At 72.9% G+C, this 18,910-nt stretch carries 17 protein-coding genes; 10 read left to right on the top strand and 7 right to left on the bottom strand.

All coding sequences use genetic code 11. The features are described 5' to 3' along the window. The coding region (locus ACZ6S4_RS42710) for an ArsA-related P-loop ATPase (RefSeq protein ID WP_465480357.1) at positions 1–425 on the bottom strand (425 nt) is incomplete at its 3' end. Positions 426–447: 22 nt separating this feature from the next. Further along, positions 448–1,392 carry an Rv0361 family membrane protein gene (locus ACZ6S4_RS42715; RefSeq protein WP_465480358.1) on the bottom strand — a complete coding sequence of 315 codons (945 nt, stop codon included), beginning with the start codon at positions 1,390–1,392 and terminating at the stop codon, positions 448–450. Between the two features lie 162 nt (positions 1,393–1,554). Between ACZ6S4_RS42715 and ACZ6S4_RS42720 the strand changes: the two genes are divergently transcribed. From ACZ6S4_RS42720 to ACZ6S4_RS42740, 5 genes are all read left to right on the top strand, one after another. Beyond that, a complete protein-coding gene (locus tag ACZ6S4_RS42720; protein WP_212987823.1) occupies positions 1,555–1,710 on the top strand; it encodes a DUF4177 domain-containing protein in 156 nt (51 codons plus the stop codon). Next, complete coding sequence (locus ACZ6S4_RS42725) at positions 1,707–2,192, top strand: RidA family protein (protein ID WP_465480359.1); 486 nt, start codon at positions 1,707–1,709, stop codon at positions 2,190–2,192. Before ACZ6S4_RS42720 ends, ACZ6S4_RS42725 begins: the two co-directional genes overlap by 4 nt. A 95-nt stretch (positions 2,193–2,287) precedes the next feature. Beyond that, complete coding sequence (locus tag ACZ6S4_RS42730; RefSeq protein WP_465480360.1) at positions 2,288–3,100, top strand: MBL fold metallo-hydrolase; 813 nt, start codon at positions 2,288–2,290, stop codon at positions 3,098–3,100. After that, positions 3,097–6,741, top strand: a complete 3,645-nt coding sequence (locus ACZ6S4_RS42735) for an adenylate/guanylate cyclase domain-containing protein (protein WP_465480361.1) — start codon at positions 3,097–3,099, stop codon at positions 6,739–6,741. Before ACZ6S4_RS42730 ends, ACZ6S4_RS42735 begins: the two co-directional genes overlap by 4 nt. Positions 6,742–6,820: 79 nt before the next feature. Beyond that, positions 6,821–8,287 carry a serine/threonine-protein kinase gene (locus ACZ6S4_RS42740; RefSeq protein WP_465480362.1) on the top strand — a complete coding sequence of 489 codons (1,467 nt, stop codon included), beginning with the start codon at positions 6,821–6,823 and terminating at the stop codon, positions 8,285–8,287. 6 nt (positions 8,288–8,293) lie between these two features. On the opposite strand, the gene ACZ6S4_RS42745 is transcribed toward ACZ6S4_RS42740, so the two are convergent. The 3 genes from ACZ6S4_RS42745 to ACZ6S4_RS42755 form a co-directional block, all read right to left on the bottom strand. Next, complete coding sequence (locus ACZ6S4_RS42745) at positions 8,294–10,300, bottom strand: acetyl/propionyl/methylcrotonyl-CoA carboxylase subunit alpha (protein ID WP_465480363.1); 2,007 nt, start codon at positions 10,298–10,300, stop codon at positions 8,294–8,296. A gap of 20 nt (positions 10,301–10,320) precedes the next feature. Continuing rightward, positions 10,321–11,772 (bottom strand): carboxyl transferase domain-containing protein, encoded by a 1,452-nt coding sequence (locus ACZ6S4_RS42750; protein ID WP_360546157.1) that lies wholly within the window; start codon positions 11,770–11,772, stop codon positions 10,321–10,323. Between the two features lie 224 nt (positions 11,773–11,996). Then, on the bottom strand, positions 11,997–12,674 hold the full coding sequence (locus tag ACZ6S4_RS42755) for a Crp/Fnr family transcriptional regulator (protein ID WP_203768799.1): 678 nt from the start codon (positions 12,672–12,674) through the stop codon (positions 11,997–11,999). 203 nt (positions 12,675–12,877) lie between these two features. Between ACZ6S4_RS42755 and ACZ6S4_RS42760 the strand changes: the two genes are divergently transcribed. From ACZ6S4_RS42760 to ACZ6S4_RS42780, 5 genes are all read left to right on the top strand, one after another. Then, positions 12,878–14,071 (top strand): CapA family protein, encoded by a 1,194-nt coding sequence (locus ACZ6S4_RS42760; RefSeq protein ID WP_465480364.1) that lies wholly within the window; start codon positions 12,878–12,880, stop codon positions 14,069–14,071. Between the two features lie 87 nt (positions 14,072–14,158). Continuing rightward, positions 14,159–14,956, top strand: coding sequence for an endonuclease III (gene nth, locus ACZ6S4_RS42765; protein ID WP_465480392.1), 798 nt, complete (start codon positions 14,159–14,161; stop codon positions 14,954–14,956). Positions 14,957–15,450: 494 nt separating this feature from the next. Continuing rightward, positions 15,451–15,888, top strand: a complete 438-nt coding sequence (locus ACZ6S4_RS42770; RefSeq protein WP_465480365.1) for a TlpA family protein disulfide reductase — start codon at positions 15,451–15,453, stop codon at positions 15,886–15,888. Beyond that, positions 15,885–16,568: an NUDIX hydrolase gene (locus ACZ6S4_RS42775; protein ID WP_465480366.1), complete on the top strand. Its 684-nt coding sequence runs from the start codon at positions 15,885–15,887 to the stop codon at positions 16,566–16,568. The genes ACZ6S4_RS42770 and ACZ6S4_RS42775 overlap by 4 nt, the downstream gene beginning before the upstream one ends. Positions 16,569–16,590: 22 nt before the next feature. Continuing rightward, positions 16,591–17,769, top strand: coding sequence for a MarP family serine protease (locus ACZ6S4_RS42780; RefSeq protein ID WP_465480367.1), 1,179 nt, complete (start codon positions 16,591–16,593; stop codon positions 17,767–17,769). Here ACZ6S4_RS42780 and ACZ6S4_RS42785 read toward each other — a convergent pair. After that, positions 17,766–18,380, bottom strand: coding sequence for a GyrI-like domain-containing protein (locus ACZ6S4_RS42785; protein WP_465480368.1), 615 nt, complete (start codon positions 18,378–18,380; stop codon positions 17,766–17,768). The genes ACZ6S4_RS42780 and ACZ6S4_RS42785 overlap by 4 nt on opposite strands. Continuing rightward, entirely contained in the window at positions 18,367–18,909 is a 543-nt protein-coding gene (locus tag ACZ6S4_RS42790; protein ID WP_465480369.1) for a PadR family transcriptional regulator, read from the bottom strand. Before ACZ6S4_RS42790 ends, ACZ6S4_RS42785 begins: the two co-directional genes overlap by 14 nt. Between the last annotated feature and the right edge of the window lies 1 nt (position 18,910).

Below are 18,910 nucleotides of genomic sequence, written 5' to 3' on the forward strand. Positions count from 1 at the left end.
CCCCGCGGTCTTCTAAAAGAGGGGGTCGTCCCCCCTTCCCCCTCGCGGTTCAGCGGGATGCCGCGCAGGCGGGGATCGGTGGTGGTGCCCTCCCCCCCCCCCCCCCCCTTCCCCACCCCCCCCCCCCCCCCCCCGAGCCGGTAGAACATCTCGAGGTACTCCAGCAGAGCCTCCTCGGGGTCCACCGCCAGCGCCCGGACCTCGCCGTCGCCGCGGGCCGGGGTCGCGATCCGGCGTTCCGCGTACGGCAGCGGGTCGGTGCCGAACAGCTGGGCGATGCCCTGCCGGCCCTCGACCTCGACGAGCAGCGTGCGGTGACCGCCCGCGGCCAGCCCGAGGGCGAGCGCCGCCGCCACGGTCGTCTTGCCGGTGCCGCCCTTGCCGGTCACGACGTGCAGGCGCGCCGGCCACTCATTACTAGCCACAGATCGAGCGTACGGCCTGAGCTCAGCCGGTCACGTCGCAGACGAGCCAGCCCGTCTTGCGGATCACTGTGAAGTTCAGCTGCTGCTGGGCCGTCTTCTCGTCGTCGGTGCTCATCGTGAGCTGTACGCCGACCGTGGCCTTCTCGTCGGTCTGCCCCGAGACGGCCGGGTCGTTCCAGCGGAAGGAGGGGGCGTCGTACTCGTTCGCGTACCCCTTGATCTGCTCGACCCGGGCCTTGAGCTTCTCCTCGTCGCGCGCCTCGCGGCAGACGACTTCCCCCGCGGTCTTCGGGTCCTGCTGGGTGTAGATGGCCGTCATGAACCTGTTGACCGCGGTGGCCGGGTCGGGCGCGCCCTTGCCGCTCTCGGCGTCGCGCAGCAGCAGATAGGCCGAGACCGTGCCGCCGCCGAAGATCAGCAGAGTGAGGACCAGGGCCACCGCCACCCAGAACGGGCGCTTGTGCTTGCGCGGCGCGTCGAGCAGCACGGTCTCGGTGGCATGCGGGTCGAACGGCACCTCCCACGGGTGCGGCAGCATGCTCAGCGGGATGGCCTCGGTCGGCTGGTCGTGCTGCACGCCGGGCTGGACCTCGGCCGGCGGCGAGTGCTCCAGCGCCAGGTGGGGCGGCGGCTCGGTGCGCCACTCGCCCGGCTTCTCGTGGCGGGCGTGGAACGGCTCGGTCGGCGGCGGCTGATGCCACACCGGCTCACCGATCAGCACCTCGGTCTCGGCCGGCTGCGCCGCGAAGACCTGCGTCTCGGCCGCGGAGTCGAAGGTGGCGGCCCGCTCGAAAGGCGGGGCGGGCTCAGCGGGAGCCGGGTGGCCGGGCTCGCCGGGATAGGCGCCGATCGGCGGCCATTCGGGCAGCTCGGCCGGAGGTGGGGCGTCGATGAAGTCGGACGCGGGTGCCTCCGCGGCGGCGATCGACGAGGGTCGTGCCGTCTCGCCCTGCTGCGGTTGCGTCATCGTGCCCCCTCGGCCGGCGGAGTCGGGGCCGCGCCGCCCCGGTGCTCAGCGTAACGAAATCCGGACAGCCGCGAGGCAGCTCCGGCCGCCTGGCTAGGCTGTCGCCGTCGCCGGGCAGCCGCCCGGAGCAGCCCGTACGAGTGACAGGGAGCTGGACGAGCAATGCAGAAGTGGGAGTACGTGACCGTGCCGCTGCTGGTCCACGCGACCAAGCAGATCCTCGACAACTGGGGTGACGACGGCTGGGAGCTGGTGCAGGTCGTTCCCGGACCCAACTCCGAGCAGCTCATCGCGTACATGAAGCGGGCCAAGTCGTGACCACGCCGGTGACCGGTGAGGGTGGCGCCGACGCGTACGCCCGCCTGGCGGAGCTGGGGCTGACGCTGCCGTCGGTCGTGCCGCCGCTCGCGTCGTACGTGCCGGCCGTGCAGTCCGGTAACTACGTGTACGTCTCCGGGCAGCTGCCGATGGTGGACGGCAAACTGCCGTACGTCGGCAAGGTCGGCGCGGAAGTGACCGTGGAGCAGGGCACCGAGCTGGCCCGCTACTGCGCGCTGAACGCCCTCGCGGCGATCGACGCGCTGGTCGGCCTGGGCCGGCTCGTGAAGATCGTCAAGCTGACCGGCTTCGTGGCGTCGGCCGAGGGCTTCACCGGCCAGCCCGCCGTGGTCAACGGGGCCTCGAACCTCTTCGGTGACGTGCTGGGTGAGATGGGCCGGCACGCCCGCAGCGCCGTCGGCGTCTCCGAGCTGCCGCTGGGCGCGCCGGTCGAGGTCGAGGTCATCGCCGAGATCGCCTGAGCCATCCACTGCGTGTGGTTTTGCCACCGCGTCGTGACCGCCGGTGACCGGATCGCACATCCGGTCCCCGGACGGTCAGCGCAGCGCGACGTACGATGCGGTGCATGGGGGCCGCCGAGGTCGTGGAGTTGCCGGGGTGGGTGACGCTGCTGCGTGCACCCAACGCCGGGCCGATGACGCTGGACGGCACCAACACCTGGGTGCTGCGCGCCCCTGGCGCCGAGCACGGGATCGTCATCGATCCCGGCCCGCTCGACGAGGGACATCTCGCCCGGATCGCCGGACACGGACCGTTCCTGTTCATTCTCGTCACTCACGGTCATCACGACCATGTGGAGGGCGCCGCGCGCCTGTCCGAGCTCCTCGGCGGCACCCACGTCCTGGCGGCTGATCCGGAGCACGGGGTGCTCGCCGGGCCGCTGGGCCGCGACGAGCAGCTCGGCGCCGAGGGCCTGGAGATTCAGGTACTGGACACGCCGGGGCACACGCGTGACTCGGTCAGCTTCCTCGTCGAGTGCGGCGACGAGCGGGCCGTCTTCACCGGCGACACCATCCTGGGCCGGGGTACGACCGTGGTGGCGTGGCCGGATGGCGACCTGGCGGCGTACCTGACGAGCCTGGAGCGGCTGGCGGCGTACGAGGGTGTGCTGATGCTTCCCGGGCACGGGCCGGCGCTCCCCGACTGTGCCGCGGTGGCCCGGGCCTATCTGGCCCACCGGCAGGAGCGGCTCGGCCAGGTCCGCGCCGCGATCGCTGCCGGGGCGGATTCGGCCGAGGCGATCGTCGAAGTCGTCTATCCGGACATCGCACCAAGAGTCCGTTTCGCCGCGGTTTGGTCGGCGCGCGCGCAACTCGCTTACCTGAGGCGGGAATCACAGCCCACCCCGGAACAGTTGGACCCGCTGTGACCTGTCCTGTGTGTGGAACCGTCGCCGTTCCCGGTGCCCGTTTCTGCCACAACTGCGGTGCCGCCCTGCCCGCCGCGGCCACGCTGCCTGCGGCGGAGCGGCGGATCGTCACCGTGCTCTTCGGCGACCTCTCCGACTTCACGTCCTGGTCCGAGGACCTGGATCCGGAACGTGTGGGCGCCGTGACCGACCGTGTGCTGGCCGCGCTGGCCGGTGCGGTCAAGACCTTCGGCGGGCACGTCGACAAGCTGACCGGCGACGGGATCATGGCCGTCTTCGGCGCGCCGGTCGCGCACGAGGACGACGCCGAGCGTGCGGTCCGCGCCGCCCTGAGCATGCAGCGGGCGGTCCGCCGCGTGCTGGACGACGAGCGTGGCGGCGGCGCACCCCTGGGCCTGCGCGTCGGGCTCAACACCGGCGAGGTGGTCGCCGGCATCCAGGCCTCGATCGAGTACACGGTCATCGGCGACACGGTGAACACGGCAGCCCGGCTGGCCGACGCCGCGGCGGTCGGTGCGGTCTACGCGGGGTCGCGCACCTCGGCCGGCACCCGGCACGTCGCATCCTGGCGGCAGCTGCGGGCGCTGCGGCTGAAGGGCAAACGCGAGCCGGTGCCGGCGTACGAGCTGCTCGGTCTGCACGACGCGCCGGGCACCCGGTCGGGTCTCGGCGACGAGGCCCCGTTCGTGGGCCGCGAGACCGAACTGGGCCGGGTCGCCGGCCGGCTCGCCGAGGTCATCGACTCGGGCACGCCCCGGGTGATGGTCATGACGGCCGAGGCCGGCATCGGCAAGACCCGGTTCGCGGGCGAGGTCAAGCGGCTGGCGGCCGGCTACGACGTCGGCGCGGGCCGCTTCGCCACCCACACCGGGGCCCGGGTGTTGCGGGCGCGGTGCCGGGCGTTCGGTGAGCGCCGCCGTTTCGCGCCGCTGGCCGACCTCGTGCGCAAGTCCGTCGGCCTGCCCAAGGACGTGGCCGCGACGATGAACCGCACGGTGGTCGAGGAGCGGCTGCGCAAGCTCGTCGCCCGGCTCAGCCGTGACGGCGAGCCACCTGACCTCGACATCGACCGCCTGCTGGCCCTGCTCGGCTACGGCGAGGCCCCGGCCAACCCGGTCGGCCCGGCCGCGGTGGCGGAATATCAGCCCACCGGTGGCACCCGCCCGGAGACCGAGACCATCCCGATCGCGGTCGCCGGCCTGCTCAGCGCCCTGGCCCGGGAGACGCCGCTGGTCGTCATCGTTGATGATCTGCACGACGCGACCGCCGAGACGATCGACGCGCTCGGCGGGGTGCTGTCGCGCCTCGAAGGGCCGGTCGTGCTGCTGCTGCTCGGCCGCCCGGAGCTGGTCCGGACCGCGGGCGCGCTGACCCGGCTGGCCGACGCCGAGATCCACACCCTGCCGCCGCTGCGCGGCGCGGACGCGTCCCGGCTGCTCACCTCCTACCTCAACGGCGGCAAGCTGGTGCAGGCCGACGCCGACCGGCTGCTCGCCACCGCCCAGGGCAACCCGTTCTACCTGGCCGAGCTGGTCACGCTGCTGATGGAACGCGGCGCGCTGATGCCGGCCGTCGGTGCCAACGCCGCCGGCAAGTGGCAGCTCGCCGACGGTTCGATGGGCAGCCAGCTGCTCTCCCGCGACCTCGCAGCGGTGCTGGCCGCCCGCATCGACGCGCTGCCGACCGAGCCGCGCTCGGTCCTGCGCGACGCCGCCGTCGTCGGTGACACGGTGCCCACCGGCGTCATCGAAGCTCTGCGTGAGCGCCGGGCACCCGCCGACGCCCGGCCGGGTGCGGTGGCGGCCGTCGAGCTCGAACGGGCCATCGACGAGCTGCTGCAACGTCGCATGCTGCACCGGGTCCGCGGTGGATACGCGTTCAGCACCCCGCTGATGCGCGAGGCCGCGTACGCCGGGCTGGGCAAGGCCGACCTGGCCGACCGGCATGCGTACCTGGCCCGGTGGGCCGCGCCCGAGACCGTGACGGCGCTGGGCTACGACGGGGCCAGCCGGCTCAGCCTCGCCGAGAACGAGCGGGACGCGTTCGTGGCCACCCACGCCGAGTGCGCGGTCGAGCTGGCCGACGCGGTCCGGCTGCGCCCCGACGCGACCGCCCGGGACGTGGCACCGCTGGGGGTGGCCGCCCTGGGCCGGATGGCCCGCCGCGCCCTGGCCAATATCGAACCGGCCGCCTCGATCGCGTACGCGGAACGGGCCGCCGCCATCGCCAAGGACGGCCTGCCGCTCTCCGACCAGCTGGTGCACGCCCGCGCCCTGCTGCGACTGGGCCGTGCCAACGAGGCTCTGACCTACGGCGAGAAGATCGCCGGGAGCGCCGACGAGGAGCCGGTGTGCCGGGCCGAGGCGTTGCTGGTCGTCGGCCGGGCGCAGGAGGCGCTGGGCGACACGTCCCGGGCCGTCGCGGCCTGGCAGCAGGCGCTGGACGTGGCGACCGAGGCCGAGCTGGCCCCGGAACGCGCCAACGCGATGCGCCGGCTGGGCATGGCCGACTTCCTGGCCGGCAAGCTGAGCCAGGCGAGCAGCCGGTTCGCGGCCGCGTACCAGGTCACGCTCACCGCGGGGGACCGGCACGGGCAGGCCTGGGCGCTGCAGAACCTGGCCTGGGTGACCACCACCCGGGGTGACTTCGCGGGTACGGACGCCGTGCTCGGCCGGGCCGCCCGCCTGTTCGCCGAGCTGGGCGACCCGGTCGGCCGGTCCTGGCTGCGCGGCACCACGGCGTTCGCCCGGTTGCTGGCCGGACGCCTGCACGAGTCGCGCCGGCTGGCCCGGATCTTCCTGCCGTTCGGTGACCGGGTCGGCGAGGGCTGGGCGGTCGGCACGCTGCGGGCGGTCGAGGCGTACGCGGCCGCCGAACTCGGTGACCTGGCCGAGGCGGACGGCGAGGCGCGCCGGGCGTACCGGGACTTCGCCGCGGTCTCCGACGACTGGGGACGCGGGCTCGCCCTGGTCGTCCGCGGGGCCATCGCGCGTGGCCTCAACGAGCCCGAGCACGCCGAGGACCTGCTCACCGACGCGCTGGCGTACGCCGACAAGACCGGTCACCCGTTGCTGCTCGGCATGGCCGGCACCCTGCGCGGCTTCGTGGCGCTGCAACGCGGTGGCGTGGAGGCCGCCGAGGCGGACGCGCGCCGGGTGATGACCGCGGTCGAGCCGCACAACCCCCTGGCGCCGGCGCAGGTCGGGCCGCGGGTGCTGCTCGCCGAGGCGCGGCTGCGGGCCGGTGACGCGGCCACCGCGGTCGGACTGCTCGCCCCGATCGCCAGTGACACCGGCGGCTCGCTGCTCTTCTCCCGCCGGCACGCACTGGCGTCGTACGCGTCCGCCCTGCTCGCCGACGGTCACGTCGAGGCGGCGGCGACGTGGATCCGGCGCGCCCGCGAGGTGCCGGCCGAGGACGTCCGCAGCGGAGTGGTCGCCGCGATGGTGCTGGCCCGGGTGCACGCGGCGGCCGGGTCGCTGGACCTCGCGCGGGTGGCGGCCGAGGAGGCTGTGCTGCTCGCGTACTCCTCGGAACAGGTCAGTGAACGAGTCGCGGCGGAGGAATTGAGGGACGCCCTGGCCCATTCCATCGTGGAACCGCCGGAATCTGTCGCGTACGCGTCTGACGTGCCGGGATGAAGCTGACGCCCGGTCGCGTATTTTCTAACCCGTGACCGACACCCCGCCTGGCCGCCTCCCCGCGCCGTACGTGCCTGGCATGTCCGGCTTGACGGTTATGGCCCGAGGTGGGTACGCCACTGTCTACCGGGCGACGCAGGATTCCGTCGGTCGTGACGTCGCCATCAAGGTCGAGAACAGGACGCTGGACAACGCCCGGGACCAGGCCCGCTTCCTGCGCGAGGCGAAAGCGGCCGGGCGGATGTCGTCGCACCCGCACGTCGTGGACCTCTTCGACGTCGGGGTGACCGTCGACCAGCACCCGTACCTGATCATGGAACTGTGCGACGGGTCGTACCTGGACCGGATGCGGATCTCCCCGCTCACCGCCGCCGAGGCCCGCGACCTGGGCGTGAAGATCGCCGACGCGCTGGTGCACTCGCACGCCAACGGGGTGCTGCATCGCGACGTCAAGCCGGCGAACATCCTGTACTCGCATTTCAACCCGGCCGTGCTCGCCGACTTCGGGCTGGCCGTGCTCGGCGAGATGCGCGACTCGTCGGTCACCCTCGAGGTGCTCACGCCGGCGTACGCCCCGCCCGAGATGTTCTCGCACGCCGAGCCGTCCGGCGCCGTCGACGTGTACGCGCTCTGCGCCACCCTCTACGCCGTGATGCGCGGCCGCCCGCCGCGCTGGGAGTCCGACCGCAGCCCCAGCCTGATCACCCTGATGGACCTGTTCAACCAGCCCATCCCGGAACTGCCGGGCGTGCCGCGCGCGCTCACCGAGATCCTGCGGTACGGCATGGCCAACGACCCCCGGGCCCGGCCCACCGCGGAGCAGCTGCGCGAGATGCTCGGCGGCGTGCACCTCGGTCACAGCGGCCACCAGGTCCCGCCGACGGTCTACCGCGCGTCGACGTTCCAACCGCCGGAGCCGCATCCGATGCCGCGCAACCCGCGGCCGGTGCCGCCGGTGTCACCCACCCGGGAGGTGCACGGCGCTGATGAGACGCCGACTGTGCACACCGAGGGCCGCAAGCGGGCCAAACGCAAGTGGCTCTTCGGTGGCTTCGGCGTGTTCCTGCTGGTCGCGACCTCACTGGGGGGCGCCTGGCTGGCGTCCGCGCACGGCCCGAAGGTGCGGTCGTTCGCCACCCGGCTGGCCGCACCGGCGACCTCCACTGTGCCCGTGGCGCTGTCCCGGCTCCCCGGCTGCGCCGCTCCCACCGCGCACTGTCCCGAACAGGTGGAGTGCTACACGCGGCGGGCCGACGACGGCCGGACCGCCCGCAAGGTCTCGTGCACCCGGCCGCACAGCTGGGAGGTCTTCGCGATCGGGCGGCTGCCGTCCGGAGTGGAGCCCCGCGACCGGGACGCGGTCACCACCGACCCGATCGTGCGCAAGGTGTGCAGCACGGCCACCTTCCGGCGGACGACGACCCGTACCGACAGCACCGAGTGGGCGTTGTCGGTGCTGCCGCCGACCAGCGCCGACCGTACTTTCCGCTGCCTGGCCGGTCAGGGCCGGGACCAGCTCCGCGGGCCGGTGCTGGCCCGCGGCTGATACCCCTTACTCGGGGTCGAGCACCGCCAGCAGCTCGCCCGTGTCGACCTCCGCGCCCGGCTGCACCGGTAGCGAGGCGACCACGCCGGCCGACGGCGCGTGCACCGGGTGCTCCAGCTTCATCGCCTCGAGCGTGAGCAGCAGCTCACCGGCGCGCACCCGCTGACCCGGGACCACCAGAACCCGGCGGACCGCGCCCGGCAACGGGGCGATCAACGAGCCCTCGGTGGTCTCCGGGGCCGGCAGCGGGAAGCGGGAGAGCTCGCGCAGCGTGACCGAGCCCTCCGGACTGTCCACGTAGGAGATGTCGCCGACCCGGTGCACCTTGAGGCTGAGCCGGATGCCGTTGACGTCCAGGTCCACCCGGCCACCGTCGGCGTGCACCACCACCGTGGGCGGATGGTCGTCGAGGGTCGGGGCCTGGCCCAGCCCCGCCAGGTCCAGCTCCTCCGGGTCCACCGCGCGGACCCACCAGCCGGCCAGCTCGCCGTGCCGGTTCATCCGGTAGCCGACCTCCACCGGGCCGGCCGGGCCGTCGTACACGGCGGTCTGGGAGCCGGACGGGACGTTGCGCCAGCCCGACGGCAGCGACTGCAGCACCGGGGCGGTCGCGCGCCGGGCCGCGGCCCCGGCCAGCGCGGCGGCCAGGCAGGAGATGCGGACGGCGTCCACCGAGGACAGCAGCGGGGCGAAGACCTCCGGGTGCCGGTCCAGGAAGCCGGTGTCCACGTCACCGACCCGGAACGCCTGGTGCCGCAGCACGCGGACCAGCAGGTCCCGGTTGGCGACCACGCCGTGCAACTGGGTCCGGGTCAGCGCCGATGCCAGCATCCGCGCCGCCTCCTGCCGGGTGGGTGCCCAGGCGACGAGCTTGGCCAGCGTCGAGTCGTGGTGCACGCCGACCACGGTGCCGTCCATCACGCCGGCGTCCAGGCGCAGGCCGGGCTGGGGCAGCGGGCGGAACGAACCGGCCACATCCGGTACGGCGAAACGGTGCAGCGTGCCGGAGGCGGGCAGCCACGCGTACGCGGGGTCCTCGGCGCAGATGCGGACCTCGATGGCGTGCCCGCGGATCGGCGGCGGACCGGGCATCGGCAGGCTGCCGCCCTCGGCCACCAGCAGTTGCAGGCGGACCAGGTCGTACCCGGACACGCACTCGGTGACGGCGTGCTCGACCTGGAGAGTGGGGGTCAGCTCCAGGAACCAGAAGTCGCCGTGCTCGTCCAGCAGGAACTCCACGGCGCCGGCGCCCACGAAGCCGATGGCCCGTACCGCGATGATCGCGGCCCGGCACAGCTCCTCCCGCAGCGCCGGATCGACCGCCGGGGACGGGGTCTCCTCGATGATCTTCTGGTAGCGCCGCTGCACCGAGCACTCGCGCTCGCCGAACGGCACCACGGCCCCGTGCGCGTCCGCGATGATCGGCACCTCGATGTGCCGCACGTTCTCCACGTACGGCTCGCAGAAGACCGTGTCACCGGTCTCCTGACGGGTCGAGGAGATCGCCTCGGCCAGTGTCACCGGGTCCCGGACCACCCGCATGCCCTGCCCGCCGTGGCCGGTCGCCGGCTTGATCAGCACCGGGAAGTCGGTGATCTCGGCCGGGTCGGTCAGCGTGGGCAGCACCGGCACCCCGGCCTCGGCGACCATGGCCTTCGTCTCGATCTTGTTCTGCACCGTGCCCAGCGTCTTGGCGGGCGGGCCGACCCAGATCATCCCGGCCTCCGCCACCTCGGCGGCGAACCCGGGGTCCTCGGCCAGCCGGCCGTCACCCGGATGGATGGCGTTGACCCCGGCCCGCTTGGCCGCCGCGATGATCAGATCACCCCGCAGGTACGTCGACTCGGCGGTGTTGCCGGACAGGTGGACGGCGTAGTCGGCCTCGGTGACGTGCGGCGCGTCGGCGTCGGCATCGGAGTAGACGGCGACCGTCTCGATGCCGACCAGGCGGCAGGTGGCGAATACCCGGCGGGCGATCTCGCCGCGGTTGGCCACCAGAAGACGTCGGATCACTGGTCTACCTTTCAGGGACTTCAGGGTCGGAAGACGCCGACGTGCTCGGCGCCCTCGACAGCCGCGCTGTGCACGGCGGACAGGCAGAGACCGAGCACCGTACGGGTGTCGCGCGGATCGATGACGCCGTCGTCGGGCAGCTTCCCGAGCGGGGGTGAACCCTCCGCCGGCCGTTCCACCGGCCAGCTGAACAGGAACCGGGGTTCGTAGGCCCGGCCGTAGATGCCGCCGGCCTCCTCGGCGGGCCGGGCGCCGATCATCAGGGTCAGATGCGGCACGGTCGACTTGGCCACGGCGTGCACCAGCGGGGCGCCATGCCGCACGTCCGCGGCCTCGTGGGCCTCGGCGGCCGGCGCGCCGGTGTACTGCACGAACAGCAGGGACGTGGCCGTCGCGTTGGCGAGCTGGATGAAGTGCACGGCCTTCTGCGTCTCGGCCGGCGAGAACGCCCCGCCCAGGTTGGCCAGCACGCCGATCGGGTAGCCGTGCAGCTCGCCCCAGCCGGTCACCAGCGCGGTGCCCTGGGTCGGCTTGAACTCGTCGAAGTCGCTGCCGTCGAGGATCCGGGCCAGCACCTCGCGCGGCTCGAACACCGTCGCCGGGTCGGCGCCGGCCATGCTCAGCAGGTCCTCGGCGTCGTACTTGGGCGGGTTCGGCGGGAAGCAGCGCGGCGCCGGGCCGCGCTTGCGCCAGTTGAAGCGCCGGACGCACTGGCGGGCCAGGCGCAGCCCGTCGCGCTCGTCCTCGGCCAGCTGGTCCGCCGGGCCGGTCACCCCGGCGGGCACTGTGGGCGCGCTGCGGACCTCGGGCGCGGGCCGGCCGTTGGCGCCGGCCGCGCGGACCGGCTGCGGGTGGATGGTGAGCATCTTGGCGTGCCCGCGCACCATGATCGTGTAGTCGGAGAGGGCCGGCAGGTAGGCGGCGTCGCCGGTCGTCGCGCCGAAGACCACGCAGACCGTCGGGACCCGGTCGGCGGTGAGCTGGCTCAGGTCGCGGGCGATCGCCCCGCCCGGCGGCGGGCCGGCCGGGGCGGCCGCGCCCGTGGACTCCACGAGATTGACCAGCGGCAGGCGGTTGACCGAGGCGATCCGGGCGGCCCGCCGGATCTTCTCCACCGTGTACGGGTTGACGGCACCCCCGTCCACCGTCGGGTCGTTGGCGATGACCACACACTCCACGCCCTCGACCACGCCGATGCCGGTCACCACGCTGGCCCCGATGGGGAACTCCGAGCCCCAGGCCGCCACCGGGGACAACTCCAGGAACGGGCTGTCCTGGTCGAGCAGCATCTCGACCCGCTCGCGGGGCAGCAGCTTGCCGCGCGCGTGGTGCCGGGTCACCCACTTCTCGCCGCCGCCCGCGCGGGCCGCCTCCAGCGCCGCCTCGAGCTCCGCCAGCCGCTCCAGCATCGCGCTACGGCTCTGCAGGTAGGCCGGGTTGCGCGGGTCGATCGCGGTCTCGAGCACGGTCACGGGATCACCTCTGCCCTGCCCTGCGCTGCACGCCCGCCACCATCTTCAAAACCCCGCGCCTCTCACCCGTGTAGTGCCTCTCGACCACCTCCGTAACGAGCGGCCGACCGGGTGCGACACGGATCATGAGAGGGCGGCTTTGTCCCCTGATCAGGTGGGTGGACACGCCGTCGAGGGGCCGCCCATCGGGACGGCCCCTCGTCGTGCTCGTGGTGCTCTGCCGGTCAGACCCGCGCGCGGCGGGCGAGCCTTTCCGGATCCAGGATGATGACGCTCTTGCCGTCCAGCCGCAGCCAGGCGCGGGAGGCGAAATCCGCCAGCGCCTTGTTGACCGTCTCCCGGGAGGCGCCGACGAGCTGCGCCAGCTCCTCCTGGGTGAGGTCGTGCGTCACACGCAGCACGCCACCGTCGCGGGTGCCGAAGCGGCCCGCCATCTGCAGCAGGTTCTTCGCCACCCGGCCGGGCACGTCGGTGAAGATCAGGTCGGCCAGTGCGTCGTTCGTCCGGCGCAGCCTGCGGGCGAGCACCCGCAGCAGCTGCTCGGCGATTTCCGGCCGGTTGTTCAACCACGGGCGCAGCGACGACTTCTTGAGCCGGGCCAGGCGCGTGTCGGTCACCGCGGTGGCCGTGGCCGTCCGCGGACCGGGGTCGAACAGCGACAGCTCACCGAGCATGTCCGACGGTCCCATGATCGAGACGAGGTTCTGCCGGCCGTCCGCGGCCCGGCGACCAAGCTTGATCTTGCCGGAGAGAACGATGTAAAGGCTGTCACCCGCCTCGCCCTCATTGAAGACGATGTCGCCCTTGCGGACCTCGATCGTCTCCATCTCCTTGGCGAGTGCCTCGGCAGCCTCCGGGTCAACGCCCTGGAAGATCCCGCTGCGAGCCAGTACCTCATCCATCGCTGTACCTCCGAATACGCGCTTCGCCGCGCTCGATCAGTCTAGGCGCACGCGGGCCGTAAACGGGCGGGCACCCCTCGATCCAGATCTCGCAGCGTAACCGGTCGTGCCCCGGACGTCGAAAGAATCGTCGCTCTCGGTGAGCAAGGACCGGCCGTTCGACGGTCGACCCCGCTTGTCGGCCGACGGTATCGTCCTCGTCGATGAATTCCCACCCCCCACCGCGCCGCCCGGGCCTGTTCGGCCGCCCCGCCCTCACGATCACCCTCGCTGTCGCCGTGCTCGTGGGCGCCGGCCTCGGTGGCGTGGCCCTGGCCGATCGGAGATCCGACACTGCCGCCCCGGTCTGGAAGGCGCCGCCCGCCTCAGCCGCTGCTCCCGCTTCGGCCCCCTCCGGGAAGCCGGAGACGGAATCGGCCCCGGTCGAGGACTCGTTCACGTTCTCGGCGACCGGCGACATCATCATGGGCAGCGCGCCCAACAAGCTCCCGGCGAACGGCGGCAAGGGCTTCTTCGACTCGGTCCGCGAGGGCCTGAAGTCGGATCTGGTGATGGGCAACCTCGAACAGCCGCTCACCGGCGACACCGGCTCGTCGAAGTGCGGCAGCCCACCCCGGGCCAACTGTTTCGCCTTCCGCTCCCCGCCGGCGTACGCCGAGCACCTGGTCGACGCCGGCTTCGAGCTGCTGAACACGGCCAACAACCACTCCAAGGACTTCGGCGCGCAGGGCTACAAGAACACGGTCAAGGCGCTGGAGACGGCCGGGCTCGAGCACACCGGGGCCGAGGGACAGATCACCGTCGTGGAGGTCAAGGGGATCAAGGTCGCGGTGGTCGGCTTCTCCTCGTACGCGGGCGCGAACAACCTCAACGACCTCGACGCCGCCCGGGCCGTGATCGAGGAGGCCGCCGGACAGAGCGACGTCGTGGTGGTGCAGGTGCACATGGGTGCCGAGGGCTCCGACAAGATCCACGTGCGGCCGGGCAACGAGACCTTCTTCGGGGAGAACCGGGGCGACCCGATCAAGTTCTCCAAGACGGTCATCGACGCGGGCGCTGACGTCGTCGTCGGGCACGGGCCGCACGTGCTGCGCGGCATGCAGTTCTACAAGGGCAAGCTGATCGCGTACAGCCTGGGCAACTTCGCCGGCGGCGGAAAGACGCTCAGCAGCGACGGCGTCCTCAAGTACGGCGGCATCCTGCACGTCACGCTGACCCGCGAGGGGGGCTTCACCGGCGGAAAGTTCCTGTCGACGTACCTGGACAGCACCGGCAAGCCGGTCCGGGACAGCGACAAGGAGCGCGGTCTGGCCCGGGTCCGGGAGCTCTCGGCGGACGACTTCGGTGACACCGCCGCGACCATCGGTGAGGACGGATCCATCGCGGCGCCCCGGTGACGGGTATGTGACCCGGGGCGGTCGTGGGTGCGACGTACTCTTGCTCGCGTGAGTCGTCCCGTCGTCGCCGCCACCGCAGGTGCGGCCGTGCTCGCCCGGTCGGTCAAGCGCTTCGCGGGGGAGACCCCGATCGGGCGCAAACGCCGGGCCCGCAAGATGGCCAGACTGCTGGCCGAGACCCACCCCGACGCGCACTGCGAGCTCGACTTCAGCACTCCGCTGGAGCTGGCGGTCGCGACCATCCTGTCGGCGCAGTGCACGGACAAGAAGGTCAACGAGGTCACCCCGACGGTCTTCGCCAAATACCGCTCGGCGGCCGACTATGCCGCCGCCGACCGTGCCGAGCTCGAGGTGATCCTGCGCCCGACCGGGTTCTTCCGGGCCAAGACCGACTCGCTGATCAAGCTCGGTCAGGCCCTGCTCGAACGCCACGACGGTGAGCTGCCGGGCCGGCTGGACCAGCTCGTGGCGCTGCCGGGCATCGGCCGCAAGACGGCGAACGTGATCCTGGGCAACGCCTTCGACGTCCCCGGCATCACGGTCGACACCCACTTCCGCCGGCTGGTGAACCGTTTCGGCTGGGTCCACGAGGAGGACCCGGTCAAGATCGAGTTCCTGGTCGCGGACCTGATCGAGAAGCGCGACTGGACGATGCTGTCGCACCGCATCATCTTCCACGGGCGCCGCGTCTGCCACGCCCGCAAGCCGGCGTGCGGGGCGTGCACCCTGGCGACGATGTGCCCCTCGTACGGCACCGGCCCGACCGAGGCGGCCCCGGCGGCGAAGCTGCTGAAGGGCCCGCGCGCGAAGGAGCTGGCGGCCCAGGCGGGCGTCGACCCCGACCTGGTGCCGGACGCAGCCGTCCTGACGCCGGAGGCCCCGTGAGCCGAGTCCGGGGCGGGCCGGTGCTGGCGCGGTGGCTGACGCCACCCCTGGCGCTGCTGCTCGCCGCGTGCACGGCCACCGAGGTGCCACCATCGTCACCCGCCGAGGACGCAGCGTCACCCTTCACCGACTGCGCTGCGCTCTCCGCGCCCTTGCTTTCCTCGGCAGCGCCGTCTTCCTCGGCCCTGCCGTCTTCCGCGGCCTCGCGTTCTTCCGCGGCCTCGCGTTCTTCCGCGGCCTCGCGTTCTTCCGCGGGGACGCCGGACTCCGCGGCCTCGGCGTCGTCTGCGGCCTTCCCGTCCCCGGCCTCGGCGGACTCCGCGGCCTCGGCGGACTCCGCGGCCTCGGCGTCGTCCGCGGCCCTGCCGTCCCCGGCCTCGGCGGCCTCCGTGGCCTCGGCGGCCTCCGTGGCCTCGGCGGCCTCGGCCGACTCCGCGGGGTCGTTGGATTCCGCGAGCCTGCCGTCTGCGGGGCCGTCCGACTCGGCAGATCCGGTGGGGACCGGGCCCGCTGCTGATCTGCCGGATGTCTCGCTGCCGTGCTTCACCGGTGGCACCCCGGTCCGGCTCACCGCCCTGCGCGGGCCCGCGGTGATCAACCTGTGGGGCTCGTGGTGCGGGCCGTGCCGCGAGGAGCTGCCCGTCATGCAAGCGCTGGCCGATGCGACCGCCGGCCGGCTGCGGGTGATCGGCGTCGACACCCGGGACTCCCGGGACGCCGGGGCGTCGTTCGCCGCGGGCCGGGGCGTCTCGTTCCCGACCCTGTTCGACCCCGACCAGCAGCTGCTCACCGCGCTGGGCAAGGTCGCCCTGCCGGTCACCGTGTTCATCGGCGCTGACGGCAGCCGCGAGCTCTACACCGGCAAGGCCCTCGACAAGCCCACCCTCGGCGCTCTCGTGCGGACCCACACCGGCGTGACGGTGACCGGGTGAGCGGGCGTCCGGACGGGCTCCCCGACTGGTGGGAGCCGCTGCTGACCCGGGTCGGCTCTGCCCGTACCGAAGATTTCACCGCCCTGCGCGCACCGGCCGACGGCGGCCGGGCCAGCGCGGTCCTGGTGCTGCTCGGCGAGCAACAGCCGGGCGAGCCCGATTTGCTGGTGCTGCAGCGGGCCGCCACCATGCGCAACCACGCCGGGCAGGCGGCTTTCCCCGGCGGCGCGGCCGATCCCACCGACGCCGACCCGGCGGCCACCGCCCTGCGCGAGGCGAACGAGGAGGTCGGTCTCGACCCGGCCAGTGCGACCGTGCTGGCCACCCTGCCGGAGCTCTACATCCCGGTCAGCCGCTTCGTGGTGACCCCGGTGCTGGCCTGGTGGCACGCCCCGCACCCGGTGCACGTGCGGCAGCCCGCCGAGGTCGCGCACGTGGCCCGGCTGCCCGTCGCCGAGCTGGTCGACCCGGCCAACCGCATCCGGGTACGGCACCCGAGCGGCTGGGTGGGCCCGGCGTTCCAGGTGCGCGGCATGCTCGTCTGGGGCTTCACCGCCGGGGTCGTCTCCGCCCTGCTGGACATGGCCGGCTGGAGCCGCCCGTGGCAGCCCGGCCGGCTCATGGAACTGCCCGACACCCCGGTCGCCGTGCCGGCCGCCTCCGACGAGGTGGTCTCGTGACCGTCACTTCTACTCTGAGCGAGTGCTTGTGGTCGATGGAATCCTGATCCTGCTCATGCTGGTCTTCGCGATCAGCGGCTACCGGCAGGGTTTCGTCATCGGTGCGTTGTCCTTCGGCGGGTTCTTCAGCGGTGTGCTGATCGGCCTCCAGGTGGGCCCGCTGATCGCGAACCAGTTCGCGGACGGCACGGTCCGGCTGGTCGTCTCGCTGGTGTCGATCTTCGCGCTGGCCGTGCTCGGGCAGACCCTGGCGGGCTGGCTGGGCACCCGGCTGCGCCGCTCGATCAGCAGCCCGCCGCTGCAGCGGCTGGACGACGCCGGCGGCGCGGTGGTCTCGCTCGTCGCCGTGCTGCTGGTGGCCTGGCTGATCGCCGTACCGCTGGGGTCGACGCCCTTCCCGGGCATCAACAAGCAGGTCCGCAGCAGCGCCGTGCTCAACGGCATCAACTCGCTGATGCCGGAGCAGGCCCAGGCGCTCTCCGCCGGGCTGCGCGAGTCGCTGAACACCAACGGCTTCCCGGACGTCTTCGGCGGCCTGGCCCGGACCAACGCCCGCGAGGTCGCCGCGCCGGACCCGGCGCTGGCCAAGGCCCCGGTGGTGGTCAACTCCCGCAAGTCGGTGATCAAGGTGCTGGGCACGGCGCCCAGCTGCTCGCGGCGCATCGAGGGCTCGGGCTTCGTGTACGCCGACGAGCGCGTCATGACCAACGCGCACGTGGTCGCGGGCACCCGCAACGTGCAGGTGGAGACCACGAACGACCGGCTGGACGGCAAGGTCGTGGTCTACGACCCGGAACGCGACCTGGCCGTCATCTACGTGCCGGGCCTGCGGGCGCCGGTGATGCCGTTCGTCAAGAAGCCGGCCGGGACGGGCGCCAACGCGGTCGTGCTGGGCTACCCGCTGGACGGCCCGTACGACGCGCAGTCGGCCCGGGTCCGCGAGGTCAGCAACATCACCGGCCCGGACATCTACGACTCGGGCGACGTGACCCGGGAGATCTACACCATCTACGCGAAGGTCCGCAGCGGCAACTCCGGCGGCCCGCTGGTGGCCCCGAACGGCGACGTGCTCGGCGTGATCTTCGCGGCGGCGGCCGACGACCAGACGGTCGGTTTCGCGCTGACGGCGGCGGAGGCCTCGGGCACGGCCCGGCTGGGCATCGAACGCACCCGCGGCGTCAAGACGGGCGACTGCGCTTAGCCGTCGAGGGCGGCCACCGGCTGGCGGAGGATCGTGCGGAGTTTGTCCGGGGCCACCCGGCGGGCGTCGCTGAGGTAGATCTCGTGGTGCAGACCGACCGGGCGTAGTCCCCGGCTGGGCAGCAGCTCGTCGTGCAGGTGGGCCAGGATCGGGCCCTCGTCGTCGTACGAGCCGAGGTGCAGGGTCTGCAGGCAGCGGCCCTCATTGAGCTCGACGACCCGCAGCAGGCCCTCGGGATCCCGGCCCTTGGCCTGAGCCTGCTCGACGGCCGCGGCCAGGAGCTGCTCGTCGAGCCAGTCCGGCTGGCGGATCAGCATGCGCCACGCCCAGCGATGCTTCTCGCGGGTCAGGAAGGTCGTCATGTCGTCGGACCACCACAGGCCTTCGAGAGGCATGACGACGTAGTCGCGGTCCAGCTTCTTGCTGAGGAACTTGGCGGCGTAGGACGCGGTGAACAACGCCTCGACGGCCTGCTGGTAGCTCTCGGAACCCGGGCGCCCGCTGCCGTCGACGGCCAGGTAGCGCATGACCGGGACGTCCACCTCGGCGTACCGGCCGGTCGGCGGGGCGTAGAGGGCCCGCTGGTCGCGCTTGAGGTCAACCTTGGACATCCGGGGCCTCCAGGGACTCGATGGTGCGCCGGACCCAGCCGTGCTCGGCGTCCAGCATGGCGAGGGCGTAGTCGAAGAGGGCGGCGACGACCGGTGGGGCGCCGGCAGCCTGCTGGTCGCGGTGTGCGGTCAGCCGTTCGAGCTCGGCGGTGATCGCGTGGCCGCGGGCGTGCAGGGCCTCGACCGTGGTCGCCGGATCGAGCATCGGTGCGTTGGCCAGGCCGATCAGCACCGGTGGGTGCGGCGGGGACAGGGTCGCCAGCGCTCGGCGGGTGGCCTCGGCGGTGAGCTGCCGGCCGGCGCTGGTCGGCGCGTAGACACGGCGGCGGGGGCTGCCGCCGGTGACCGGGGCGATGAGGCCGTCGGTTTCCAGCTTGCGCAGCAGGTAGTAGAGCGAGGAGAAGGCGATGGGGGCCCACTCCCGCATGCCGCGGGCGGCGATGACCTGGTCGAGGTCGTAGCCGTGTCGCGGGCGCTCGGCCAGCAGGCCCATGACGAGGAGTTCGGCGGGGGTGAGCTCGCGACCCATG

This window comes from Actinoplanes sp. NPDC051405 (assembly GCF_055586185.1).